A 24,628-nucleotide genomic window follows, 5' to 3' on the forward strand; every position below is an offset into this window, starting at 1 on the left:
CAAAGGTACACGAGCGACGCAGGGTCAGGAAGTCACGCCCATCGCCCGGGTGAGTCGATGAGCATAGCAAAACTTAACGTGCGCAGCGGGTCGGCCCAATCCATCCTGCCCACGGCGGCTCTGCCGCATGGCAGTACATCCAATCTGGAGGTTTCCCATGGCTGATATCGATCGCGATCCCGAGCAGGTCCCCTTCTTCGCTCGCTTCCTGGAGGATCAGAAGCGTGTCCGCACCGGCGTCAAAGCCGGCGGGTGTGTCACGACGATGAAATTCCCCTCGGACGGTGAGGATACCGGTGGTGGTGAGGCCGTCACCCTCAAGTTCCCCTCCGACAACGACGAAGATCTGGGCGTGAAGTGATCCGCGCGCCGCGCGCGCCAGATCACGCGCCAGATCACGCGATCGAGGCGCCGCGCGGCCAGGTTCGCCGACACGCGACCAGGCTCGACGACACGCAACCCAGCGCAACGAACTTTAACAATATTCAACACAGCCGAGCACCCCGCGACTGAAAGACGACCGCAGCAGCGGAATCGGTCGCAACCACCGTGTTCAGGGTGCCCGCGGGCTTGCCTACCCGCCTGGTTGCTCGTTTAATTATCCCTCTTATCCTCGACGGCGCCGCCGTCCCAATCTGGAGGTATCCCATGGCTGATGTCGATCTCCGTGAGCCCGAACAGCAGGAGCAGGAGGCCGCCGAGGCGGTGCCCTTCTTCGCCCGTTTCCTGGAGGACCAGAAGCGCGTCCGGACCGGCGTCAAGGCCGGCGGGGGCGCCGTGACGAAGAAGTTCCCCTCGGACAGCGATGACGATCCGCCCATCTACACCACGCTGAAGTACCCGTCGGACGGCGAAGACTCCGGCTCCGGGGTATGAGCCGCCCGGGCCCGTGCGAGAGAGGCAACCCGACGTGACGACCGCGGGCGAAAACGTCCTCCTGGTCTCGCATTCACAGGACGACTTCGGGATCGAGCGCGTGGCGGAGGCGCTGCGACGGCGCGGCGCCCGCCCCGTTCGCCTGAACGTCGACCGGTTTCCTCGCGACATCGCCCTCTCGACGGCGCTCGGGGCCGGCGGCGTGCGACGCCGCCTGGAGGGCGCCGGGGCCGCGCTCGGCGGGGACGAGATCTCCGCCGTCTGGCTCCGGCGCGTCTGGGCGCCGAACCTCGGCGAGGGCGTCCCGGAGGCGTACCGCGCCGCCTGCGTGCGCGAGTCGATGGCGGCGCTGGCCGGCTGGCTGCGCGGGCTCCCCGCGCGGCGGTGGATCAACGAGCCGGCGGCCGAGGAGCGCGCCCAGGACAAGCTGCGCCAGCTCGCGGTGGCCGCGTCGGTCGGCCTGCGCATCCCCGAGACGCTGGTGACGAACGACGCGGCCGAGGCCCGCGCCTTCTTCGCGCGCCTCGGCGGGAACGTGGTCGCCAAGATGCTCACGCCCTTCTCGACGAGCCTCTCGGGCAACACTCCCTTCGTCTTCACGCACGCCGTCTCGGCGACCGACCTCGACGCCCTCTCCGGCCTGCGCCAGAGCCCGATGGTCTTCCAGGAGCGCATCCCCAAGGCGCGCGAGCTGCGCGTCGCCTGCGTCGGCGGCCGGTGCTTCCCCGGCGCGCTCGACGCCTCCCGCTACGAGTCGATCGCCGTCGACTGGCGCCACCCGGACGTCAGCGCCGCCGGCATCGCGTGGGAGCAGGACGCGCTCCCGCGCGACGTCGAGGCGCGGCTCGGCGCCCTCCTCCGCGCCCTCGGGCTCGCCTTCGGGGCCGTCGACCTCATCCGGACGCCCGAGGGAGAGCACGTCTTCCTCGAGATCAACCCCGCCGGCGAGTGGGGCATGCTGGAGCGGGACCTCGGCCTGCCGATCGCCGACGCGCTGGCGGAGGCGCTGCTCGCTCCGACGGAGAACCCGTGACCGTCCTCATCATCACGCACAGCGAAGACAACGAGTGCATCGCCCGCGTCGCCGCCGCGATCGAGCGGCTGGGGGGCCGGGCCTTCCGCTTCAACACCGACCTCTTCCCCGGCGGGGCGCATCTCGCGCTCGCCTCGGGGCCCGGGGTGCGCCGCTCCACGCTGCGCGCCGGCGGTGGCGAGCTCGATCTCAGCGACGTGACCGCCGTCTGGTACCGCCGGGTCGCGTTCGGCCGCGGGCTGCCCGCGTCGATGGACCCGCAGCTGCGGAGCGCGTCGGTCGAGGAGGCGAAGCGGACCGTGGAGGGCCTGCTGGCGGCGCTCCGCGTCCCGCAGGTCGACCCGCTGCCGGCGGTGCGCTTCGCGTCGAACAAGCAGGTGCAGCTCGACATCGCCCGCGAGGTCGGCCTCGACACGCCGCGCACGCTCACCACCAACGACGAAGATGCGGCGCGGGCCTTCGCCGCGACCTGCCCGGGCGGGGTGATCGCCAAGATGCTCTCGTCGTTCGCCGTCTACCGCGGCGGCGAGGAGCACGTGGTCTTCACGAACGCCCTCCGGGAGGAGGACCTCGCGGACATGCGGGGGCTCTCGCTCTGCCCGATGACCTTCCAGGAGAGGATCCCGAAGGCGCGCGAGCTGCGGGTGACGGTCGTGGGCGAGCGCGTGTTCGCGGCGTCGATCGATCCAGAGGTGGCGCCCGGCGCCGAGGTCGACTGGCGGCGGCAGGGGCTCGAGCTCATCGACGCGTGGCGCAAGGACGCGCTCCCGCCCGACGTCGAGACCGCGGTGCTCCGGCTGATGGATCAGCTCGGCCTCAACTACGGCGCCCTCGACATCCTCCGCACGCCGGACGGCCGGCACGTCTTCCTCGAGGTCAACCCCGTCGGCGAGTTCTTCTGGCTGGAGCGGAGCCCCGGGCTCCCGATCAGCGAAGCGCTCGCCGAGGTGCTGCTCGGCAAGGCGCCGCGCCGCGGCTCGTGGAGCGCCTTCCTGCACGCCCCCGTGACGCAGCCCCGCTGAGCCGGACGTACAGCGTACAGCGCCGCCCGCCCGCCACCTCCAGCAGAACCCGCCCGCCCTCCGGCGGACCGAGCAGGCGCGCCGCGAGGAGCGGCCTTGACATCGCGCGGAGGTTTCGCACTTGCTATCCGTTCAGGGGAGGGCACCCCCCTGGCCGGCGACCTCGTGAAGATCCTAGAGCTCCACCTCCTCGCGTTCGGCCCCTTCACGGATCTCCGGCTCGATTTCTCCTCGCCGTCGCCGGGCCTGCACGTCATCTACGGCCCCAACGAGGCCGGCAAGAGCACCGCGCTCCGGGCGATCCGCGGCCTGCTCTACGGCATCCCGCACATCACGCCCGACGCCCACCTGCACCACAACACCGATCTCCGCGTCGGCGGGCGGCTCGCGGGCAGGGGGGACGCGGCGCTCGCGTTCGTCCGCCGCAAGGGGCGCGTGAAGACGCTCCGCGACCCGGACGACAACCCCCTCGAGGACGCGGCGCTCGCGCCGCTGCTCGGCGGCGTCACGGAGGAGCTCTTCCGCACCTCCTTCGGGCTGGATCACGACACGCTCCGGCAGGGCGCCGAGGCGCTGCTCCAGGGCAAGGGCGACGTCGGCCAGAGCCTGTTCGGCGCGGGGCTCGGCGGGCCGGGGCTGCAGCAGCTGCTCGGCACGCTGCGCCAGGAGGCGGACGAGATCTTCACGCCCCAGGCGAGGACCCGCCCGCTCAACGAGGCGATCAAGGCGTTCGAGGAGGCGCGGGGCCGCGCCAAGGCCGCCGCGCGGCCGCCCGCGGACTGGACGCGCAAGCGGCAGGAGATCGACGAGGCCAAGGCCGAGCAGGAGCGCGTCGACGCGGAGCTCCGCGCGCTCCGGGCGACCGACAAGCGGCTGCGGCGCGCGCTCCGGGTGCTCCCGCTGCTCGAGGCGCGGCGCGCGATTCTCGGCAGGCGCGCCGCCCTCGGCGACGTCGTCCTCCTGCCGGAGGGCGCGCAGCGGGATCGCGAGGACGCGCAGGAGCGCGCCGCCGACGCGGCCGAGCAGGCGGCGCGGCTCCGCGCCGACATCGAGGAGCTCGAGGCCCGCCACGCCGCGCTGCACGTCCCCGCGTCGCTCGCCGAGCTCGATCCGGGCGCGATCGACGGCCTCGTGACCCGGCTCGGGAGCCACCGCAAGGCCGCCGTCGACCTGCCGCGGGTCCGCGCGGAGCTCCACGGCATCGAGGAGGAGGCGCGCGCGATCCTCCGCAGGCTCGGGCGGGACGCCTCGCTCGTCGGCGGCGCGGAGGCCGAGCGGCTCGAGGCGATGCGCGTCGACGTCGCCACCGAGGCGCGCATCAAGAAGCTCGCCCGCGAGCGCGGCGCGGTCGAGGCCAAGCCGCGCGAGGTGGAGCGGCTGCTCGCGGCGAACCGCGCGCGGCGCGACGCGTGCGCGCGCCGGCTCGCCGAGCTGCCGCCGAGCGAGGACCCCGCCCCGCTCCGGGGCGCGCTCTCGCGCGCGCAGAAGCAGGGCGACCTCGAGCACCGCCGCCGCGAGGCCGCCGCCGCGGCGGCGCAGCTCGCGCGCGAGGCCGACGCGCAGCGCGCCCGGCTCGGGCTCGGCGCGCCTGCGCAGCGGGCGCGCCTCGACGTCGACAGCGCGCCGGCGCGCCTCGACGACGACGGCGCGGCCGGCGGCGCCGCCGCTCCGGCGAGGCGGCCGCTCTCCGCCGCCGAGGCGAGCGCCCTGCCCGTCCCGCTCCCCGAGACGGTCGACCAGGCGGCGGCGCAGTGGGGCGCCATCGCGCGCGAGCGGGAGCGGCTCGCCGAGCGCGCGGCCGAGGTCGAGGCGCGCCTGCGCGAGAGCGCGCGCGAGATCGACGCCCTCCAGCGCGCCGGCGCGGTGCCCACGGAGGCCGACCTCGCCGAGGCGCGCGAGCGCCGCGACGCCGCCTTCAAGGCGCTGCTGCGCGCGCTCCAGGCCAAGGGGAGCGCCCGCGCGGCGGCGGCGATCCACACCGCCACGCTCTTCGACCTCGGCGCGGACGTGGCCGCCTCGCCCGGCGCGGGGCGCAGGCCGGCGCTCGGCGCGTCGGGCGAGGCGGCCGCGCGCGGCAAGGCCGACGACTACGCCGAGCTGGTCCGCGTCGCGGACGCCCTGGCCGATCGGCTGCGCCGCGAGGCCGACCGGGTCGCCCGCCTGGCGCGGCTGCTCGCGGACAAGGCGCGGGCCGAGGCGGATCAGGCGCAGCTCGCCGCGGAGCGCGCCGCGCTGGCGCGCCGCGCGGAGGAGGCCGAGGCCGCGTGGGTCGAGCTGTGGCGGCCGGCGGGCGTCGCGCCGCGCTCGCCCGAGGAGATGCGCGGCTGGCTCGGCCGCCACGCGGGCCTGACCGCCACGGTCGACCGGCTGCGCGCCGCGGAGGCGGAGGCCGAGGCGCTGCGGGCGCGGATGCAGGCCCACGCCGCCGAGCTCCACGCGGCGATCCAGGGCGCACGCGCCGCGTTGGGCGGCGCGCGCGGGGACGCTGGCGGCGCGGGCGCGGGCGCCGGGCCGCTGGAGGACGCGGCCGCGCGCCTCCCGGCGCTCGTCGAGGCGGCGGAGCAGGAGCTCGCGGCCATCGAGGGCGCGGCCCGCGAGCGCCGCGAGCTCGCGCGGGAGCGCAAGGAGCTCGAGCGCGAGCTCGAGGACCTCGAGCGGGAGCGGGCGGAGCACGCGCGCGCGCTCAAGGCGTGGCGGGCCGGCTGGGCGGAGAGCGTGCGGGCGCTCGGCCTGCCCGGCGACGCGTCCGCGGACGAGGCCACGGCGATCCTCGACGAGCTCGGCGCGCTGTTCCGCAAGGTGGACAGCGCGGCCCACGAGCGCCGCCGGGTGCTCGGGATGGAGCGCGACGCCCTCGCGTTCGCGGCCGACGTGGCCGCGCTCGCGGCCCGGCACGCGCCGGATCTGGCCGAGCTGCCGGCGGATCAGGCCGCCGATCAGCTGATCAAGCGCCACCACAAGGCGCGCGCCGACCTCCGCGAGCGCGGCGAGATCGAAGTGCGCATGGCCGAGAAGCGCCGCGAGCGGGACCAGCAGGAGGCGCGGCGCGCGGCCGCCGAGGCGCGCCTCGCGAAGCTGTTCGAGGCGGCGGGCGTCGCGCGCACGGGCGACGTCGCCGGCGACCTCGCGGCGCTGTCGCTTTCGGAGGAGCGCTCGCGCGAGGCGCGCCGGCTCGACCGCGAGCTCGTCGAGAACGAGGGCAAGCTCCTCGAGGCGGGCGAGGGCGCGGGCGTCGCGGCGCTGGAGCAGGAGACCGCGGGGGCGGAGCGGGACGCGCTCGCGCTCGAGCTCGACCGCGCGGAGCAGCGGCTCGTGGCGCTGGAGGACGAGCGGCGCCGGATCGATCGGGCGCTCGGGAGCCTGGAGCAGGAGCGCGAGCACCTCAGGGCGACGGTGGGCGCCGCGGAGGCCGCGGTGGAGGCGCAGATCTGCCTGTCGCACCTGCGCGGCGAGGTGCGCCGCTACGTGCGGGCGCGCCTCGCCGCGGTGCTGCTCGATCGGGAGATCGAGCGCTACCGGGAGCGCAACCAGGGGCCGATCCTGGCGCGTGCGAGCGCGCTCTTCCATCGCCTGACGCTGGGCGCCTTCGCCGGCCTTCGGGTGGGTTACGACGAGAGCGAGCAGGCGATCCTCCGCTGCGTCCGCGCGGCGCCGTCTGTCGCCGCCGCTCCCGCCGGCGGGGCGGCGCCGGCGTCGGCGGACGCGGCGGCGGAGCCCGCGAAGGCGCCGGTGCAGCGCGAGGTGGACGTGACCGGCCTGAGCGACGGCACGCGCGACCAGCTTTACCTCGCGCTGCGCCTCGCGAGCCTGGAGCACCACGCGCGGACGGGCGAGCCGATGCCGCTCATCCTGGACGACCTCCTGATCCATTTCGACGACGACCGCGCCCGGGCGGCCCTCGCGGTGCTCGGCGAGCTGACGGCGACGACGCAGGTGCTGTTCTTCACGCACCACGCGCGTCTCTGCGAGCTCGCGCGGGAGGCGGTGCCGGCCGACGTGCTGCGCGAGCACCGGCTGCGGTGAAGGCCGGCGCCCTGCGCCGGGCTGCGGTGGCCGCGCAGGACCAGCGTTGAGACGCAAGGACGCCAGAGGCAGGGCGCCTCACGGCCGAGGCGGTCCTGGAGACCGAGAGTTCAACGCAAAGGCGCAAAGACGCAAAGACGCAAAAAAAGACAGAGACAGAGTGGGCGAATGCGGCGATCGAAGCGGTCGCACGACATGAGGATTCAACGCAAAGGGGCAAGGAACACAGAGGCAAATCGCAGGATATCAAACCCCAAATCTTCTTTCTTTTTTGCGCCTTTGCGTCTTTGCGTCTTTGCGTTAAATTCTCTTCACATCATTTTTCTTGGTGCCTTCGCGTCGCCGCCCTCACGACGTGAACAGCCAGGCGACGCTCGCCGCGCCGATCAGGAAGATCGCGGCCGTGAAGATCAGGATCGCCGTCCTGTCGGGCCGGTATGCCCCGCGCTCGATATCGCTGTACGCCCGCAGGTACCGCACCGCGGCCCACGCCATCAGCGCCATCCCGAGCAGGACCATCCCCGCGCCGAGGCCCACCACCTCCCGCAGCATCGACCGCGATCCCACCTGCGCGGCCCCGGGCGCCGCCTCCAGGAAGTACAGGCTGAACCTGTTGAGCGTGATGCCGAAGCTGAGCAGCGCGATCGCCGTGCGCACATAGGCGAGGTGCGTCCGCTCGTTGGCCAGGTGCTCCCGCGCATAGGCCTCCGTCCGCTTCGCGCTCTCCTCACCGGGCATGGCCGACCGCCCTCCTCACCGCGCCGGCGCGACAGCCGCTCACCCGCCCGACGCGCCCGCGCTCACCCGCCCTTGCGCCCCGAGAGCTCGACCGACGCCGAGTCCACCGACACCGACGTCGGGGGGCCGAACTTCTTCACCTGAACGGTGACCCCGAGGGCCGGCGTGTCGTCGAGCACGCGCTCGATGATCCGCTGGGCGAGCGTCTCGAGCAGCTTGTACGAGGCGCTCGTGCCCGCCTCGACGACCAGGCTCGCCAGCCTGTCGTAATCGAACACCCGCGCCCGCGCGTCGGCGCGGGGCAATAAGGCGACCGGGAGCTCCACCTCCAGGCACACCACGAAATCCTGGGGCAAGTCGCGCTCGGCGCGGGACACGCCGTGCTTGGCGCGAAAGCGGATGCCGTCGAGGCGGATCCGGTACGTCTGGATCGCAGACTCCATCCGCGCCCCCCTAGCACGCCTTCCGGCCGGCTTCCGCCGAAGGTTGCGCGGCCGCAGGCTCGCCCGCTCGCGGCGGCCCCCCCCGGGCGCGCTCCCGCGCGGCGCGCGGCGCCGCGCGCCCGGTCAGAGAGGCCGCTTGAAGCACACGGCGTCGATCTTCGCGGCGAGCTCGCTGCGCAGGAACTGCACCGGCTCCCAGCCCTCCTGCCCGAACCGCTTGAGGACCGGGTTCCACCCGGACGCGCTCGTCACCTCGAGGAGCTGGGCGTCGCTGACCTGCGCCGTCTCGGCGTCCACGCACCGCACCTCCCACCGGGGCGGATCGCTCCCCGCGTGCACCGGCGGCACCAGGAAGCGCGGCGCCACGTACGACGCGGAGCAACCGAAGAGAAACGCGACGGCGATGGCTGTTCCGGAGCTGAGCTTCGGCATGAGCAATCCTTTCCTGCGAGGTCGACTCGCGAAGGCGTATCGGCGCTTCGTGCGCCACGTCAACAGGGAACGGCGCGCGCGAGGGCGCGAGCAGCCGCGCGACAGCGCGCATGTCCACGCGACATGGCCGAGGATCTCGCCGCTCGCGCCACCTCCGACGCCATCCGCGCATAGCGGCGCCGCGCGCCGGCGCGATCCGCGTCCCCTACCGCTTCCGGGCGAGCGCCTCGCGATCCTTCACGATGAGCCGCCGCCCGGCCACGTCGAGCACCCCCTCCTTCCGCAGCGCGCCCAGCGTCAGCGTCACCGTCTCCCGCGTCGAGCCGATCACCTGCGCGATCTCGGCGTGCGTGATCGGCGCCGAGATCAGCGTCCCCCGCGGCGTCGGCACGCCCCAGCGCTCCGCCGCGTGCAGGAGGAACTCGGCCAGCCTCCCGCCCACGTTCTTGAACAGCATCGACTCGATCCGGTCCTCGGTCTCGCGCTGCCGCGCGACGAGGAGCGCGAACACCGCCCCCCCGAACCCCGGGTGCTGAGCGCAGAGCTCGCGGATGAGCGCGAGCGGCACGCGGACCACCTCGGCCTCGTCCATCGCGACCGCGCGCTCCGTCCGCGTCTCCAGCCCGCCGAGGCACGACTCGCCGAGCACGTCGCCCGTGCCGCGGTAGCTGAGCGGGAACGCGGCGCCCGCGTCGTTGATGCGCTCGACGCGCGCCCGGCCCCGGCCGAGCACCACGAGCGTGTCCGCAGGGGCGCCCTGCTCGAAGATCGCCGCGTCGGACGCCACCACCTCGAGCACGGCGGCGTCGGTGACCGCGTCGCGCACCGCGCGGTCGACCTGCGCGAAGAGCGAGGAGAGCCGGAAAGCGCGCGCCACCCGCGCCTTCACGGGATCGGTCGGCGGGCGCCCGGTATCCGGCGCGTACTGGGAATCCAGATCGCTCACGGGTAGAGCAAAAGCGTAATCCATACTGCGTAGGTTGGCACACAGGAATCCCCGGAACCGGGGCGCTCGAAGGGGACGCGCGGGCGCCGGGATCAGCGTCCGTCGCGGTCGAGCAGCACGACGATGTCCCGGTCGAGCGCGCCGTCCGCCGCGCGGGCGAACTGCTGAAACCGCGGGTAAGCGTCTGGTTGCACGCGGCCCGCGGGCAGCTCCAGGAAGCGATCGAGGAGCAGCGCGCCGCCGTCGAGGCGATCGTTCACCCGCACGGTGCGCCCGTCATTGTCCGCCGCAAACGGAGCGAGCCGCGTGGCCACGCGCGCGCCCGGAGGGAGCTTGACGCGGAGCCGCACCTCCGAGCGGGTCGCGATCTGCTCGGACAGGTAGAGCGGCGTCTCCCGGACCGGCAGGCTGGCGAGGCTGGCCACGCGCACGCCGAAGGGCGGCGAGAGCACGAGCTCCGGGCCCTGCGCGCGCGCGAAGCTCGCGGCCGAGATCTTCATCTTCAGGGTGAGCGGCCGGTCGATCTCGGTCAGCTCCTTCACCTGGATCTCCTGGAGCCGCGCCCCCGGCACCATCTGCGGCAGGAGCCGCGACTCGACCGCGTCCCGGAGCTGCGCGTCGGGGAGCGACTCCAGCGCCGAGCGCAGCGCGATCGCGAGCTTGCCGTCGTAGCGCTGCTCGATCGACAGCGACGCCGAGCCGTCCCGGGCCACCTCGGCGACGCCCTCGGTGACCACGCCGTCGTGCGCGCCGGACGAGGGCGTCACCTCGCGCGGCGCCCCGGGCCGCAGCACGATCGCCGGCTGCCCGCGGAGGGAGCTCGGCAGGTAGCCGTACGGCGCGAACTTGTCGCGCACGAACATCCAGCGGGCCGCGCCCGCGCCGGGCTTGTCGCCGGTGTCGACGCGCACCGCGAGCGCGCTCCACGTCTCGGCCTCGCTCATGGGGCCGCGCGGCGGCGCGGCGAGCCGGTCGCTCACGACACCGTAGCCGGCGTCGATCCCGACCAGGCGGCACAGGTAGAGGAACGCCTCGGTCCGGTTGCCGCTCTTGCCGATGACCACGCGGCGGCCGTCGTTCTCGCGCCCCGCCTCCACGTTGGCGAGCACCCACCGGTAGATGCGGCGCGCCTGCTCGTCCTTCGACGGCGCCGCCCCGGCCTCGCCCCCCGCCGCGCCGCCGCCCCCGGCGGCCTTCCCCGCCCCGCCGCCCGCGGCCGCGCCGGAGGCCCCCGGCGCGATCGGCGTCCGCGCGATCGCCCGCGCGATGCGCACGAGCCGCGGATCGCGCGGCGTCTCGTCGGCGGCCGCGTCGACCATGCGCGCGATCGTGTCCGCCAGGGTGATGCCCCAGCCGACGCGGACGTTCGGCAGGAACTCCGCCATCGGCGCGCTCGCCGGCTCCTCCGGGAGCGCGGGGCTCTTGTCGACGCGGTAGCGGCGGGTGACGAGCGCGCCGGACTCGACGATCTCCGGGGCGGGCACCGGGCCGGAGACCTCCACGTCGAGGGGCCGGCTCTTCGGCGACACGATGATGAACTCGCTCCGCCAGTACGGGACCTTCTCCTCGCGGAAGAACCAGCGCGGGCCCTGGAACGTGAGGCCCCCCTGGCCGTCGCCGCGCAGGACGAACAGGTTCTCCACCTCGATGTAATCGCCGACCTCGAGGTGCGGCATGGTCACGGTCGGCTTGTCCTCGATGAACTCCGGCTCGTGGATCGACCCGTCGCGCTTGACCGTGCGCAGCTTGAGCACGAGCCCGTCGGGCACGCGCTGCTCGGCGTGCTCCTGGATGGCCTCGCGCGACTGGATCCGGATGATCTCGTGCTGGAGCATCCGCGCCGAGCCGTCCTCGTGGATCCACAGGGCCGCGTAGTCGAGCACGCGCGCCGCCGTGCCCGGCATCACCTCGCCCGAGGCCTCGTGCTCGGCGATCACCCGCTTCCCGTCGAGCCGGTAGGGGCTGAGCTCGGTCGTGCCGTCGAGCAGCTCGATCGCGTCGCGCAGGCTCGAGGTGTCCGAGCCCGTCCGGATCGCCTCGATGAGCGCCTTCTGGAGCGCGTCGCGCTCCCCCCGGGCGAAGCGCGCGTCGGCGAGCGCGAGGCGCGCGTCCGCGTCGTCCGGCGACCTCGCGAGCGCGCGCTCGAGCTGCTCGAACGACTCGGCGCGCTTGCCGGCGCGGGTCAGGAGGTCGGCGATGCGCAGCGCGATGTCCTTGCGGTCCCGGCGGACGGCGCCGAGGCGCTGGAGCTCCCGGATGGCCGCCGCGTAGTCGCGCCGATCGATCGCCCGCTCCAGCTCGATCTCCGCGTCGGGGTCGAGCCCCCGGATGCGGGCGGCGAGCTCGTCCGCCTGCGCGACGTGCCCGTCGGCGTCGTGAATGCGAAGGAGCGCGCCCAGCACCTCGACGTCGTCCGGGAAGCGCGCGGCGGCCTCCTTCACGGTGCGGACCTGCTCGACGCGCCAGCCGAGCCGCGAGTACATCGCGGCGAGCGTCTTCAGGAGGTCGGGCACCTCGCGGAACTGGTCGGCGAGCGCCTCGACCGTGCGGGTCACCTCGGACAGGCCCGCCTTGTCGGCCTCCTCGAGCGCGAGCCAGAAGCGGGGATACCAGAGCTCCGGGTCCTTCGCCGCGGCGCGGGCGCGCACGTCCTTCACGAGGTCGCGGCCGTCGGACGGCGGGAAGATCGGGTCCTTCTCGAGGAAGACGGCCTGCGTCGCGAGCGCGGGGCCGGTGGCGCGCGCCGGATCGGCCACGAGCGGCTCGATCAGCACCGCGCTCACGTCGTCCTGGCCCTCGAGGTGCGCGATGGTCGCGGCGAGGTAGCGGGAGATCGGGTCGTTCACGTCGCGCTCGGGGCGCGGCGCGCCGCGCAGCCCGAGCGCGCGCGCCACCTTCGGCGCGGGCTGCGGCGGCACCCCGAGCGCGTTGAGGAACGGCTCGATGGGGTTGGGATCCGGCAGGACCTCGGGCGGGAAGAGCGAGTACGGGGGCGTCGGATCGGCGGACGTGGCCACGCCGAGGGGCGTGCCGTCCGGCGCGAGCAGCCGGATGGAGGTCTCGCCGCTCCCGACGCGGGCGAGGATGCGGTGCCGGCCCGGGCCGAGGCGCAGGCGCGCGCCGAACCTCGGCCAGATCCCCCACTGCTTCATGTCGCGCGTCAGCACCTCGACGTCGTCCACGAGGATGGCGAAGGCGCCCTGGACCGCGATGATCAGCTCGCGCTCGGCGGGCAGGTCGACGAAGGTCTCGACGTAGAAGATGCCCCTGGCCCTGCCCTCGCCGCGCGCGTCGGGCGCGACCGCGGAGAGCTGGCAGCCGCGGCGCTCGGCGCCGAGCACGCGCGGCGGGTCGGCGCGGCGGGGATCGCGCGGGAACACGGGCGGCCAGGGGCCGGCGCGCTCCGCCTCGTAGCGCACGCGGTGGTCGCTCTCGGCCAGGTGGCCGAACGGGCCGGCGAAGCGGGCGTCCTCGATGCACCCGTAGCGGCGCGCCGCGACGTCGATGAGCGGCGCGGCGGGCGCGGCCCCGGCGCCGCCGGCGCTGTCCGCGCGCGCCGCGGCGGCCGCCTCCTCGGGCAGCCCCTCGATGCTCCACCACTCGACGAGCTCGGCCCGCGCGCGCCAGCCGAGGTTGCCGGGGCGGTCGATCGCGCGCAGGACGACCTCGCGGGACGTTTTCCAGAGGCCGACGACGCTGGACCGCAGCCCGAGCAGGTGATTGGCGGCGAACCAGCCCACGAGGGGGGCGTCGGGGTGCGCGCTCACCCGCGCCGCGTCCACCGCCTCGAGGTAGGCCGCCGCCGCGCGCGCGTTGCGGCCGTGCGCCTCGTCGTCGATCGCGCGCCCCAGCGACGCGAGCATGGACTTCGCCCCGATCCCGTCGAGGCGCTTGCGCGCCGCCTTGACGCCCGCGGGCGTGCCGCCCGGGACGAGGAGCTCCCCGAGCAGCCAGCGGCCGACGACCTCGCCGTCGGTCGAGCGCGCGCCCGCGTCGCGGAGCGAGGCGATGGGGTCTGGCGCGCGGGGCGCGGTGGCCGCGCTGCATGCGCCGAGCGCGAGGGCCAGGGCGGCGGCGCCGGCGAGCCGGAGGAGCGAGGAGAGGGGGCGAGGTGCGCGCATCGGCTCGGTCCTTAGCGCGAGCGACCGCGTGCGCACAGGTACCCCGCGTTCACGCGGGTCGGGTGGGCCGCAGCCCGCGGCGTCCTCGCTCACGCCCCCGCTTCGACAGCGCTGGCGACCTGCTGAAGGAGCACCGCCTGCTCGATCACCTCGGGCGGCACGCCCAGATCCTCGCGCGCCCCGGCCACGTCGTCGCGCGCCCCGGCCACGTCGTCGCGCGCCGCGCTCACATCCTGGTGCGCCGCGCCCGCCTCCTCGCGCGCCGCGCTCGCATCCTCGCGCGCCTCGCCGGCGTCCTCGGGCGCCGCGCTCGCGTCCTGGCGCGCCTCGCCCGCCGCGCTCCCGCCCACATCCTGGCGCGCCTCGCCCGCCTCTTCGCGCTCCGCCGCCCGGCGCAGCGCCGCGATCTCCGCCTGCGCGGCGACGAGCGCCTGCTCGAGCGCGTCGTGGAGCGCCTGGGGCGCGCCGGCCGTATCGCGCGCCTCGGACAGCTCGCGCTCGAGCTGCGCGACCTTCCAGCTCGCGGCGCGCAGGTCGGCCTCGCTCGCGGCGGCGCTCCGCGCCAGCGCGTCGAGCTGCTGCCGGAGCGCCTCCACGGCGTCGCCCTGCCCGCCGTTGCCCGGGAGCGCCCCGCCCGACCCACCGCCCGCGGCCTGGCCCGGCCCGCCGCTCTCCGCCGTGCCCGACGCGAAGGCCGTCCCGAGCTCGTCGACGAGCTCCTTGCCCACGCGCTCGCTCTCGAGCAGCTGCGCCTTGAGCGACGCGATGACGTGGCCCCGGTCGCGGAGCGCCGCCTCGAGGCTCGCGATCTCGGCGGCCGCCGCCTCGCCGGGGTCGCGCTTCTCCAGCTCCGCGGCCCGCTGCTCCAGCGCGACGACGCGCTGCTCGAGCTCGACGATCCGCGCCTCCAGCAACAGCCTGCGCGCGTCGAGGGCGCTCCGCTGCTCCTCCAGCGCGCGGTTCTCCCGCTCGATCCGCTCCACGCGCTCCTTGAGCCGGTCGCGCTCGCGCGCGAGCTCGGCCCGGGCGGCCTCGAGCTCCTCGTGCTTCGCCGCCGCGCGCCGCGCCTCCTCCAGCGCGCGCTCGCTCTCCTGCGCGCGCCTGCGCGCGGCGTCCCGATCCGCCGTGATCTTCGAGAGCTCCCGCCGCGCCCCCGCCGCGGCCGCCTCGAGCTCGTCGACGCGCGCCGAGAGCGCCGGGTCCGGCGCCGCGACGGCGGGCCTCGCCTCGAGCTCGGCGATCCTGGCGCGCGCGGCCTCGAGCTCGGCCGTCGCCGCGTCGAGGCGGTCGCGGGCGCCGGCGATCTCCGGCTTGTTGCGGATCATGCCGAGCTCGAGCTCGACCTTGGTCCGCGCCCGCTTCTCGTCGTCGAGCTGCTTGGCGAGCCGGGTCGCGCGGTCGCGCTGGCTGCGGAGCTCCTCCTCCATGTCGCGGATCTGGTGCGCCAGGCGCTCGGCCCGGACGTGGGCGTCGCCCGCCCTCGCCTCGACCTCCCGCAGGCGCGCCCCCCGCGCCTCGAGCTCGGCCTCCGTCTCGGCGAGGCGCGCGGCGGTGGCGACCGCGCTCTCGGCGCGGGCCCCCGCGTCCTCGCGGTCGCGCTGGTGCCGGGTGCGCAGCGCGGCGAGCTCGCCCCCGAGCCGCTCCGCGCGGCCCTCGGCCTCGGTGAGCGCCTCGGCCGACGGGCCGGCGGCCGCGACCGGGAACCCGGCGAACGGCAGCTCGATGACGGCGAACGCGTCGAGCCGCGGCAGGCGCTCGCCGGCCACGGCGATGAACCACTCCGGCTCCTCGGACCCGTCGAGGATCGACGTGTCCACGCTCACCTCGGGCTCGCCCTTCGGCGCGAACTCCGCGACCGTGTAGCCGACGAACGGCGCCTGGCCGACCATCCGCACCTGCTTGAACTGGAGCGCCACGAGGTCGTAGAGCGCGTAGTAGCCGGGGGCCGCGCCGCGCCGCGCGCCCGCGGGGAGCAGGCCCCGGGCGACGTCCGGGTTCGGCGACGCGATGATGGCGGCGCCGCTCGCGGCGGTGAGGCGGCGGGCGCGCCGGAGGATCTCGGCCGGGTCGGCGAAGATCGAGAGGTCGGGGATGACGAGGGTGTCGAAGGCGCCGTCGCGCACGCCGAGGTCGCCGTCGAACACGGCGAAGCTCGGGTGCGGCTGCCGGCCGGGCGCCGTTCGCGCGAGCTTCTCCGCGACGCGCGCGGCGTCCGGATCGTAGGCGTGGACGAGGCGCGCGCCGCGCTGGAGCAGCCGGTCGGCGAGGCCGATGGTGGCGTCACCCAGGACCGCGACCCGCCGGCCGCGCACGAGCGGCTCGAGGTACGCGCTCAGCACCAGGGCGGGGTGGAGCGCAGCGGGGGCGGCGTGCCGCGGCGAACCGGCGGCTGCGAGGGAGGACTCCGTCGTCATGGTCCCGTCCTCTTACGGCGCTGGGGGCCGGGAGTCCACAAAGCGCCGTGCAGAGTTGCAACGAGGCGCCTGGCGCCCGCCCCGCGCGCCCCGCCTCGAAGCTCGGCGGCCGTCGCCCATGACGCTGTGCGTCTTGCCCAACGCCGCGTTCCCCAACCCCGTGTTCCCCAACCCCGTTCGTCGCTCCCGGTGTCATCTCCATGACACGCGCGCGTCGCGGCAAGCGCTGCGATACGACACGCGCGCGTCGCGGCAAGCGCTGCGAGGTCCCATTGCATGCGACCGGGCTCGACAATGCCGCTGCACCGAGAGAACCCGGGAAGTCGACTCCTTGGCTCCTCGTCGCCTCGGCGGCTCAACGTTCGTCTTCTCGTGACGAGCATCTCGTGGCGAGCGTCGCTCTGGCGCCGAGCGGGCTCTGCCGAGCGCGGTCAGCGGAGCACGGTCTCACAGCCGAGGAGGATCTGGATCTTCGCGGCGGACGCGTTCCTCGCGGCGTCGCAGGTGTCGGGGCACAGCACGAGCGCCGTGGGCGAGCTCGGGTTGTCGTAGCGCCAGCCTGGACCGTCGCAGCCGGGGCTCTGCGGCAGGATCTCTTGCGGCGCGCCGTCGAGCCCGAAGAGGACGTTGACGTCGTTGAACGCGATCTGCCCGCCGGCCACCTCGGACGGGACCTCGTACTCGCACGGGAGCGCCTGGCCCGTCACCTTCGCGAGCGCGCTCTGGAACTCGACGGCGATGTTCGTCGCCTTGACGAGGACCGCGGTGTCGGTGCCGCCGGCCGCGGCGATCTGGTTGGCGATGCTCTGGTCGACGCCCGGCAGCCCGATGACGAAGGTGCGCACCGGCGGTCGATAGCGCGCGCCCGCCGCCGCGAGGGCCGCGATGGCCGCCGGCTCCTCCGGGTTCGCGCCGCCGCACTGGGGCGCGGGCCCCTGCGGCTTCCCGTCGGTGACGAGCAGCACGGCGGAGGCCTCGTCGGGGTGGTTCTGCGCCACCTCGATGCCCTGGAGCAGCGCCCCGCCCAGCGCCGGGTAGATGGGCGTGCTCAGCCCGTTCGGCGACTCGTCCTCGATGGCGTCCACGATCGCGCCCGCGTTGCCCGGGAGCGGGCCGAACGGGACGAGCGGCGTCTTGTAGGCATTTTGGTCACACGCCGGCACGTCGTCCGCGGCGCGCGGGAAGAAGCGCAGCGCCACGCGCACGCCGGCGAACCGCGGGTTGTTGACGAACGCGGTCAGGCCGACCTTCGCGCTATCCCACTTGTCTCCCTCCATGGAGGAGGATTTGTCCATCATGATGTAGAGATTGAGGGGGACGGCGATCGCCTCCTCGGTGACGAGCCCGCAGGCGGCGTCCGGGTCGGGGCGGGTATCGATGGGCGCGTCGCCCAACAGCCCTCCATCCGGATCGAGGTCTCCGCCCGAGCCGACCCCTTCCGACGAGGACGACGCCGCGCCGATCCCCGAATCCGGGGCGCAGGCACCGTGGAGCCCGGCGGCGGCAGCGAGCCCGAGCAGGGAGGCGAGCGAGAGTCGGTGGAGCGGTTCGAGGCGCATGGGCGTGCTGGCGTACGGCAGGGACGGCGCGGAGGCGGCGCAGGGGCGCAGGGGCGCAGACCCAGACTACCGGAGTCGGTGACGGGCGCGAGGGGCGAATCGCGGGATCGTGAGCTGGCTCGCGGCGGCGCAGCGCGGCACGGCGGTGTCGGTGCGTGCGGCACGGCGGGATGGGTCCACATGGGGCGCGTGGGGTGATTACCGCCAGTGTGACAAAGTCTTTCCGAAAAGCGCGCGAAGGTGCAGAATTAAGCATGCGCGTGCGCTCCCTCCTCGGAACGGCTTCTGTGCTTGCGATGCTCTCCGCGCTCGGCTGCGCCGAGAGCAGCTCGATCGACGGTCCCATCGGGCCGGTCTCGGGCACCGGCGGCGGTTCCGGATCGGGCGGAGCGCCGAGCGCGAGCAGCGCAACGACGACGTCATCGAGCAGCAGCGCGGCTGTCACGAGCGGCGCGGGCGGCGAGGGCGGCGCGGGCGGCGAGGGCGGCGCGGGCGGGGGCGAAGGCGGCGCGGGTGGGGAGGCGGGCAGCGGAGACGGGGGCGGCGGGGGCGAGGTCACCGACCCTTGCGCGATGGGGTGCCTCCCGGGCACGCACGATATCGACGGCAACCCGCTCACGGGCGAGTGCGGTTGCGAATACGCGTGTACGCCGACCTCGACGACCGAGGATCCGATCGACGATGAGTTCGTCGACGCCAACTGCGATGGCGGCGACGGGCTCGTGGAGCGGTGCGTCTACGTCTCGGCCAGCACCGGGGACGACGCCAACAGCGGGACGCGCACGGCCCCGGTGCAGACGATCGCCACGGCGATCCAGGTGGCGCAGGAGAGCGCGGTGCCGGCGGTCTGTCTGTCCGGCGAGCTGTACGAGGAGGCGGTCACGGTCGTGTCCGGGATCAGCATCTATGGCGGATTCGACCACGACGACCCTGACTTCAAGTTCCGCAGGACCTCCGCGGTGACGACGACGGTGCGCGCGCCAGGCACGGTGTTCCACGCGCCGTCGATCGCGCAGCCGACGCACATCGAGGGCATCACGATCGAGGCGCTGAAGGCGACGACGGCCGGCGCGAGCACCTATGGAGTGCGCCTGGGCGGCGGGCTCGCGCAGCTCTTCGTGCGGTACAACATCATCCGCGTGCAGGACGGCCAGAACGGCGTCGCGGGAACGGACGGGGCGGCGCACACGGCGGGGACGGCTCCAGGGGGGAACGCGGGAGAGGTGGGCTGCAACGACTGCAGCGGCCTTGGGAATGCCGGTCCAGCGCCCGTGTGCGACGAGCCTGGCGGGAGAGGCGGGTATGGCGGACATGGCTCTGCCACCGGAGCGTCGGGCCATCCGGGCAGCCAGGGGGCGGCCGGCGGTGCGGGAGGCCCCTCGCACGACTGCGGGGATCCCAGATATCCAGGACAGAATGGCGCGCCAGGCATGGCCGGGGTGCAGGGGACGCCGGGGACCGGGGGAGCGACGCTCGGCACCATCGCCTCGGGCGTCTATCAGCCTGCGAACGGCACCAATGGGTTGCCGGGAGCGAACGGCGGCGGTGGCGGCGGCGCGGGCGGCGGCGGCGGCGGCACGTGCTGGGTAGGCCCTAATGATCGCGGTGGTGGCGGCGGCAGCGGCGGGTGCGGTGGACTCGGCGGTCGCAGCGGCCAGGCTGGGCGAGGTGGCGGCGGGAGCTTTGGAATCTTCGCGGCGGCCGGCCAGGTGGTCGTCTCCCGCAACGAGATCACAACCGGAAAGGGCGGCAATGGCGGCCGCGGCGGCAACGGCGGAGCGCGACAGCTCGGGGGGAACGGCGGCCCGGGCGGCCCCGGTCCTGATGACGCCACCAACGGCGGCGTCGGCGGCAGAGGTGGCAATGGGGGCGACGGCGGCCCGGGCGCGGGCGGCGGCGGCGGTCCGAGCGCCTGCCTGGCGCGATCCGGGAGCGTTACCTTCACGTTCCGAGACAACAGCTGCGTGATCGGCACCCCCGGGTTCGGCGGCGCTGGCGGGACGACCCCGAGCGGCGGCGCCGCGGGCGCGGGGCAGGAGGGCACGGGGGCCGCGAACCTGCAGATCAACTGACCAGCTCTACTGAGTTCGAAGAGCTATCTCCCGACCCGCTGAAGGTCGACTTTCGCCACGACAGAGTTGAAGCCGCCGGCAACCGCGATCTTGATCTCATTGCCAAAATCCAGTACCCCATCATTGATTCCAACGGCGACGAGCGCATTGGTCGCTGGATCGGTGTCGATGCCAGCGATCCCTTGCCCTGTCGCAGCATCGCCGAAACGCCTACTCCAGATGTGCTCCCCGCCAGCGCTCAGCTTAGCGATCGTCCAGTCCCGATCCTGCCTCCCGCCGAGTAGCCCGCCCCCAAAGTCGACAGCGCCTGCAAGCCCAGCGCCAAGCACGATGTCTCCGGCGGCGTCGGCAGCGACGTGAAGCCCGAAAGGTGACATGAGAGGCAAGGTCGTATCGATATCGACCTGGGGCAAAGAATCCCCGAATCTCAACGACCACAGGTGGGTTCCCGCGGAAGACAGCTTCACGAGCAGGAGGTCCGAATCTGCCAGTCCGCTGGTCCGCTGGGCGCCGCGAACCCCTCGCGTGGCGATATCGATCGCTCCTCTAAACGCCGCAGCCGCAACGAGATCCCCTCGCGCATCGACGTCGATGTCAGCCCCCCAGGCATCGCCCTCTCCTTGGATGACAACGGACCAATCCCTCTTCCCGGTGGGCGTGAGCTTGATAACGAAGGAGCCGGTCCCCGAAGGGCTTGGTGCGGAGCTCTCGTCGAAGCCAACCTCGGTGAATCCCGTGAAGCGGCCCCCCACGACGATGTTACCGTCGGGATCTACGGCCACCGCCGTTGCCTCGATGGTCGTCGTCGTGGCATTCGGATCTCCCAGCTGAAGGCTCCATTGCACGTTCCCCGACTCGCCGTCCAACTTCACGATGAAGGCGTCCGTCGACGCGGTCGTCAGGGTCGACGAACCGAAGCTCACCTCTCGTCCGAAATAGCCGACCAGGACCACGTCACCGTCGGGCGTAGCCGATGAATCCACGGCGAAGAGCAACCCCGTCCCCGTGAACAGGTTGCGCCTCCACCTCAGCTCGCCGTCGGACAAGAACCTGGCCACGAAGCAACCATCTTGTTCGGGAGTCGGCGCCGTGAGCGCATCACCGGAACCGAAGTCGATGGCCCCCTCGTATGACCCCGACAAGACGACGCTATCGTCAGGCAGCACCGAAATGCGCGATACAAGGGCGCCATCGAGGTCATCCACCGACAGCCCTCGACTGAAGGCATGGCTACCGTCCGGCTTCAGCTTGGCGAGAAAGAAAGCGTTATGAGACGATATCAGCGGCGGTCCGCCGAAATCGGTGGTACCTCGAAAGACTCCTGAGAGGAGGATGTTCCCCTTCGAGTCGAGCCGAGCGCTCTCTGGAAGGACCAGCTCATGGCTCCTGAAACTCTTCGCCCAGAGCACTCCTGAGCAGGAATCTTCGTCGCAGTCCTCGAACTCGTCGAGGCCCAGAATCCGAGCGCACGACGCGGTGCCCAGAAGGGCCCCCAGGGCGAGCACGCGGGTGGCGTGGACGAGCGACGGAGAGGACGGAGCGCGGCGCATGGTGACGCATGAGGCCCCAAAGCCCAACGCCCGTCAAGGGTGGAGCAGGACGCGCACAAGCCCCGCTGGGTCGCGCCGCAAGGCATCCTCGCGCGGCATCTCCGCCGAGCACCGGGCGGGCCTCTTCCGGTTCGGCGGCTTCGCGGCGGGTGGACCGGTCGGAGCCGCTCGCGGCAGCCTCAAGCGACTGCCGTCGATCGCGCGCGCACACCGCGACAGGCGCAGGCGGTTCATGCCGATCGTCGATGGCGCACACGGTCCCGGAAAACGCGACTGTCGTCGGGAGGGCGCCGTCACGCACCCGGTGCGCGCGGTGGACGAACCCATGAGGCCGCCATGTCAGCCTCAGCGACGGGTGGAAGCGGAGGTGGGAGCATCGGCGCCCGAACAGGTCGACCCGGCCCAGCTCGCGCCCGCAGGGTCCCGCTCGCCCCGCGTCGAGCCGTCGTGCCCGCCGTACCCTCCGTGTCTGGCCGGGACGCAGCTCGAGAGCGCAGCCCAGGAGCAGCGGCCCGTCGCCATAGCGGACACTCGTCCGCTCGGGATGCCCGCGCCTCCAAGCCCGTGGAGGCGCCTCCGCTAGACTGGAGCAAAGTGATGGGCGCCGGTGTGAACGCGTTGCTCGCGCACGAAGGCCGGCTAGAACGGCTCCCGGCCGCGACCAGCGCCGAAGACAGGAAGGCCCCCCATGACCACCGCGATGCAGATGCCCATGATGCCGCAGACGATGACCCCGATGATGGCGACGCCGGAGATGGCCGCTGGCGCATCAATGATGCCCAGCATGATGGGCATGGGCATGCCGATGATGCCCATGATGGGCATGCCGATGATGTCCAATATGATGGGCATGGGCATGGGAATGCCGATGATGCCCAGCATGATGGGCATGGGCATGATGCCCAGCATGATGGGCATGGGCATGATGCCCAGCATGATGGGCATGGGCATGATGCCCAGCATGATGGGCATGGGCATGCCGATGATGTGCAAGATGTCCTGTGAGATGACGAAGGACGGGATGACCTGCAAGCTGATGCCGGCCGAGGGCATGTCCATGGACATGCTCAAGGAGCGCTGCGAGGCCATGACGCGGATGATGTCGTCCGGGATGCCGATGATGATGATGTGCGGCGGGATGCCCATGATGATGGGCATGTCCGCCATGACCAAGTAGCACCGCCACAAGGCCTTTCTTTCTTGCAGCAAAAGAAACGCCGGCGACCGCCGGCGTTTCTTTTGTCCTCCCCTCCACCCCCGGGGGGAGACCCGCCCTCAGGGGGCCGACAGCGAATACGTCATCACCAGGTACATCAGCGAATCGACGTTCGCCGGGTTGCGGTAGACGTGCGGGACGTCCGCCTGAAACACAAGCGCATCGCCAGTCGCGAGCAGGAACCGCTGTCCGTCGACGCTGATCTCGACCGTCCCCTGGTTCACGATGATGTTTTCGGTCGTGCCGGGCGGATGCGGATCGGCATTCTCGATGCCCAGCGCGGCCAGGCGCAGCTCGTAGAACTCGACCGTTCTCGGCGCATCGAACGGGAAGAGCGCGCGCGACGTGAACTTTCCGTCGTGAGAGGTCAGCCGCTTCGCGCGGTCCCCGCGCAGCAGCATCGGCCCGCCGGACGAGCGATTGCTGACGAGCGCCGAGAACGGCACGCCGAGCGCACGGGCGATCTTCCACACGACGTTGATCGTGGGCGCGCTGCGGCCGAGCTCGACCTGTCCCAGCATGGCGCGGCTGACGCCCGAGACCTTCGAGAGCCGCTCCAGAGAGAGCCCGCGCCGCGTGCGGAGCCGCCGGAGGTTCTCCCCGACCACAGCCGTGAGATCCGCCGGCGAGTCGGGGTGGGCGACCTCATACGTCCACGACTCGTCCAGCTCCGGATCGGGCGCGCCGGGCTTGGCCTGCTGCACGTCGAGCGCGACCGGCAACGCGCTGCTCACCGGAGGAAGATCGCTGTTCTGTCGGACGGATCTCATATCGCGATGGGCGCCACTCTACACGGAATCACCAAGCCAGCAACACAGCCAAGTTCGTCACCTCGGCGTAACGACTGTAAGCATCATCAGGTGATTTCCGTGACTCCTAGGATGATGCCTGAGCCCGCACGCAATGTCCCTGTCGCATTTCCCCGACGGCGCGCTCGCCTCAGCAGGCTCGCCCTGCCTCCCCGCGTGCCCTCCCTCCCCGCGCCCGGCCGCCGGCCGGCCTGGGCCCCCATCCAACCGTCCCTACCGCCAGGGCGCCGGAGCGGCTACAACCTGAGCTCGTTCCGCGGGCATGCTGGCGCAGCGCTCTCGGAACAGCGAGGACCTGCCGATGGACCACGACATCGACGACGTCATCGACGGCCGGTACAAGCTGATCGAGGTGGTCGGCCAGGGAGGCCATGGCGTCGTCTACCGCGCCCTGGACCAAGAGACCGGCACGCACGTCGCAGTCAAGTACCTGAGGCCCGAGTTCTCCAGCGATCCCGCCCTGAAAGCCCGCATGCGGCGCGAGGCCAGCGCCATGGGCGCGCTCTCCGGCACCAGCGCGACGCAGGTCTTCGCCTTCAGCGAGGCCCCCGACGGCACGCTCTACATCGTGATGGAGTTCCTGAAGGGCAGCGACCTCGAGACGACGCTGCGCCGGCTCGAGGCGCGCAACCAGCGGCTCCCCCTCGCCCGGCTCCGCGAGCTCTTCCGTCCGATCATCGACACGCTCGACGCCGCGCACGCCCGCGGCATCGTCCACCGCGACCTGAAGCCCGCGAACATCTTCGTCCTCGACATCGACGCAAGCGGCCCGCCTTCTTCACGCTCGCTTCGCCACAAAGGTAATCCAGGGCACGCGGCTCATGGCGGCCCCCCGGCCGGCGACCCGATCCGCGCTGCGGGCGACGGCGCCGGCGGCGGCGCGCCGGCCGATCGCGGGGCAGCGAACCGAGGATGCGTGCGTTTGCTTGATTTCGGGCTTGTCAAGGTGATGCAGGCCGACCCCCTCACCCGCGAGGGGGCGATCCCGGGCTCGCCGAGCTACATCGCGCCCGAGGTCTGGAAGGGCCGGCCCCAGGAGATCGACCACCGGATCGACATCTACTCGCTCGGCGCGGTGATCTTCCGCGCGCTCGCGGGCCGCGTGCCCTTCGCCGGGGCGAGCCGGGTCGACATCCTGCTCGCGGCCGCGCGCGGCCCACGTCCCAGCCTGCACGCCTTCCGGCCGGATCTGCCGCCCGAGGTGGACGCCTGGGTGGCCCGGGCGCTCGCCGTCGTCCCGGAGGAGCGCTTCCAAGACGTCCGCGCCCTCTGGAGCGCGCTGGAGCCGCTGCTCGACCGCGCCGCTCGGGCCGAGGCGGCCGGCGGCGGCGCGATCCCGCGGTGAGCACGTTCCCTACCCGTGCGCCTTGCGAC

The 24,628-nt window shown here is 73.3% G+C and carries 17 protein-coding genes; 8 read left to right on the plus strand and 9 right to left on the minus strand.

The window, feature by feature from the left end; genetic code table 11:
* Positions 1 to 157 precede the first annotated feature (157 nt).
* The 5 genes from WMF33_RS40390 to WMF33_RS40410 all read left to right on the plus strand — a co-directional run bounded on the left by WMF33_RS40390 (position 158) and on the right by WMF33_RS40410 (position 6,954).
* Complete coding sequence (locus tag WMF33_RS40390) at positions 158 to 361, plus strand: microviridin/marinostatin family tricyclic proteinase inhibitor (protein ID WP_061624683.1); 204 nt, start codon at positions 158 to 160, stop codon at positions 359 to 361.
* 287 nt (positions 362 to 648) lie between these two features.
* Positions 649 to 876 carry a microviridin/marinostatin family tricyclic proteinase inhibitor gene (locus WMF33_RS40395; protein WP_061624684.1) on the plus strand — a complete coding sequence of 76 codons (228 nt, stop codon included), beginning with the start codon at positions 649 to 651 and terminating at the stop codon, positions 874 to 876.
* Between the two features lie 13 nt (positions 877 to 889).
* Positions 890 to 1,909 carry an MvdC family ATP-grasp ribosomal peptide maturase gene (locus tag WMF33_RS40400; protein WP_437333601.1) on the plus strand — a complete coding sequence of 340 codons (1,020 nt, stop codon included), beginning with the start codon at positions 890 to 892 and terminating at the stop codon, positions 1,907 to 1,909.
* Complete coding sequence (locus WMF33_RS40405; RefSeq protein ID WP_437333602.1) at positions 1,906 to 2,931, plus strand: MvdD family ATP-grasp ribosomal peptide maturase; 1,026 nt, start codon at positions 1,906 to 1,908, stop codon at positions 2,929 to 2,931. The genes WMF33_RS40400 and WMF33_RS40405 overlap by 4 nt, the downstream gene beginning before the upstream one ends.
* 165 nt (positions 2,932 to 3,096) lie before the next feature.
* Positions 3,097 to 6,954, plus strand: a complete 3,858-nt coding sequence (locus WMF33_RS40410; protein WP_437333603.1) for an AAA family ATPase — start codon at positions 3,097 to 3,099, stop codon at positions 6,952 to 6,954.
* A gap of 348 nt (positions 6,955 to 7,302) precedes the next feature.
* Here WMF33_RS40410 and WMF33_RS40415 read toward each other — a convergent pair whose 3' ends face one another.
* From WMF33_RS40415 to WMF33_RS40445, 7 genes are all read right to left on the minus strand, one after another.
* A complete protein-coding gene (locus WMF33_RS40415; protein ID WP_061628536.1) occupies positions 7,303 to 7,692 on the minus strand; it encodes a YidH family protein in 390 nt (129 codons plus the stop codon).
* A 62-nt stretch (positions 7,693 to 7,754) separates the two neighbouring features.
* Positions 7,755 to 8,135 carry a dihydroneopterin aldolase gene (locus WMF33_RS40420; protein ID WP_437333604.1) on the minus strand — a complete coding sequence of 127 codons (381 nt, stop codon included), beginning with the start codon at positions 8,133 to 8,135 and terminating at the stop codon, positions 7,755 to 7,757.
* A 123-nt stretch (positions 8,136 to 8,258) separates the two neighbouring features.
* Positions 8,259 to 8,567, minus strand: coding sequence for a hypothetical protein (locus WMF33_RS40425; protein ID WP_020740254.1), 309 nt, complete (start codon positions 8,565 to 8,567; stop codon positions 8,259 to 8,261).
* A gap of 205 nt (positions 8,568 to 8,772) precedes the next feature.
* Entirely contained in the window at positions 8,773 to 9,513 is a 741-nt protein-coding gene (locus WMF33_RS40430; protein ID WP_061628538.1) for a Crp/Fnr family transcriptional regulator, read from the minus strand.
* Between the two features lie 92 nt (positions 9,514 to 9,605).
* A complete protein-coding gene (locus tag WMF33_RS40435) occupies positions 9,606 to 13,634 on the minus strand; it encodes a hypothetical protein (RefSeq protein WP_437333605.1) in 4,029 nt (1,342 codons plus the stop codon).
* Between the two features lie 89 nt (positions 13,635 to 13,723).
* The gene (locus WMF33_RS40440; protein WP_437333606.1) at positions 13,724 to 16,048 is read right to left on the minus strand and encodes a hypothetical protein; all 2,325 of its coding nucleotides are present in this window, start codon (positions 16,046 to 16,048) and stop codon (positions 13,724 to 13,726) included.
* 431 nt (positions 16,049 to 16,479) lie between these two features.
* Complete coding sequence (locus WMF33_RS40445) at positions 16,480 to 17,607, minus strand: vWA domain-containing protein (protein ID WP_437333607.1); 1,128 nt, start codon at positions 17,605 to 17,607, stop codon at positions 16,480 to 16,482.
* Positions 17,608 to 17,903: 296 nt separating this feature from the next.
* Between WMF33_RS40445 and WMF33_RS40450 the strand changes: the two genes are divergently transcribed.
* A complete protein-coding gene (locus tag WMF33_RS40450; RefSeq protein WP_437333608.1) occupies positions 17,904 to 19,679 on the plus strand; it encodes a PE-PGRS family protein in 1,776 nt (591 codons plus the stop codon).
* Between the two features lie 23 nt (positions 19,680 to 19,702).
* Here WMF33_RS40450 and WMF33_RS40455 read toward each other — a convergent pair whose 3' ends face one another.
* On the minus strand, positions 19,703 to 21,229 hold the full coding sequence (locus WMF33_RS40455; RefSeq protein ID WP_437333609.1) for an SBBP repeat-containing protein: 1,527 nt from the start codon (positions 21,227 to 21,229) through the stop codon (positions 19,703 to 19,705).
* Between the two features lie 688 nt (positions 21,230 to 21,917).
* Between WMF33_RS40455 and WMF33_RS40460 the strand changes: the two genes are divergently transcribed.
* On the plus strand, positions 21,918 to 22,406 hold the full coding sequence (locus WMF33_RS40460) for a hypothetical protein (RefSeq protein ID WP_437333610.1): 489 nt from the start codon (positions 21,918 to 21,920) through the stop codon (positions 22,404 to 22,406).
* A 98-nt stretch (positions 22,407 to 22,504) separates the two neighbouring features.
* Here WMF33_RS40460 and WMF33_RS40465 read toward each other — a convergent pair whose 3' ends face one another.
* Positions 22,505 to 23,215 (minus strand): helix-turn-helix domain-containing protein, encoded by a 711-nt coding sequence (locus WMF33_RS40465; RefSeq protein ID WP_437333611.1) that lies wholly within the window; start codon positions 23,213 to 23,215, stop codon positions 22,505 to 22,507.
* A 340-nt stretch (positions 23,216 to 23,555) separates the two neighbouring features.
* Between WMF33_RS40465 and WMF33_RS40470 the strand changes: the two genes are divergently transcribed.
* Entirely contained in the window at positions 23,556 to 24,599 is a 1,044-nt protein-coding gene (locus tag WMF33_RS40470; protein ID WP_437333612.1) for a serine/threonine-protein kinase, read from the plus strand.
* The last annotated feature ends 29 nt before the right edge of the window (positions 24,600 to 24,628 follow it).

Source organism: Sorangium sp. So ce394 (assembly GCF_051474665.1).
GTDB classification, from domain to species: domain Bacteria; phylum Myxococcota_A; class Polyangia; order Polyangiales; family Polyangiaceae; genus Sorangium; species Sorangium cellulosum_D.

Excerpts from the sequence above, each read along its gene's own strand:
- WMF33_RS40425 (WP_020740254.1), bottom strand. The coding sequence starts at position 8,567 with ATGCCGAAGCTCAGCTCCGGAACAGCCATCGCCGTCGCGTTTCTCTTC.
- WMF33_RS40470 (WP_437333612.1), top strand. The coding sequence starts at position 23,556 with ATGGACCACGACATCGACGACGTCATCGACGGCCGGTACAAGCTGATC.
- WMF33_RS40465 (WP_437333611.1), bottom strand. The coding sequence starts at position 23,215 with ATGAGATCCGTCCGACAGAACAGCGATCTTCCTCCGGTGAGCAGCGCG.
- WMF33_RS40460 (WP_437333610.1), top strand. The coding sequence starts at position 21,918 with ATGACCACCGCGATGCAGATGCCCATGATGCCGCAGACGATGACCCCG.
- WMF33_RS40455 (WP_437333609.1), bottom strand. The coding sequence starts at position 21,229 with ATGCGCCGCGCTCCGTCCTCTCCGTCGCTCGTCCACGCCACCCGCGTG.
- WMF33_RS40435 (WP_437333605.1), bottom strand. The coding sequence starts at position 13,634 with ATGCGCGCACCTCGCCCCCTCTCCTCGCTCCTCCGGCTCGCCGGCGCC.
- WMF33_RS40450 (WP_437333608.1), top strand. The coding sequence starts at position 17,904 with ATGCTCTCCGCGCTCGGCTGCGCCGAGAGCAGCTCGATCGACGGTCCC.
- WMF33_RS40440 (WP_437333606.1), bottom strand. The coding sequence starts at position 16,048 with ATGACGACGGAGTCCTCCCTCGCAGCCGCCGGTTCGCCGCGGCACGCC.
- WMF33_RS40395 (WP_061624684.1), top strand. The coding sequence starts at position 649 with ATGGCTGATGTCGATCTCCGTGAGCCCGAACAGCAGGAGCAGGAGGCC.
- WMF33_RS40390 (WP_061624683.1), top strand. The coding sequence starts at position 158 with ATGGCTGATATCGATCGCGATCCCGAGCAGGTCCCCTTCTTCGCTCGC.
- WMF33_RS40415 (WP_061628536.1), bottom strand. The coding sequence starts at position 7,692 with ATGCCCGGTGAGGAGAGCGCGAAGCGGACGGAGGCCTATGCGCGGGAG.
- WMF33_RS40420 (WP_437333604.1), bottom strand. The coding sequence starts at position 8,135 with ATGGAGTCTGCGATCCAGACGTACCGGATCCGCCTCGACGGCATCCGC.
- WMF33_RS40445 (WP_437333607.1), bottom strand. The coding sequence starts at position 17,607 with ATGCGCCTCGAACCGCTCCACCGACTCTCGCTCGCCTCCCTGCTCGGG.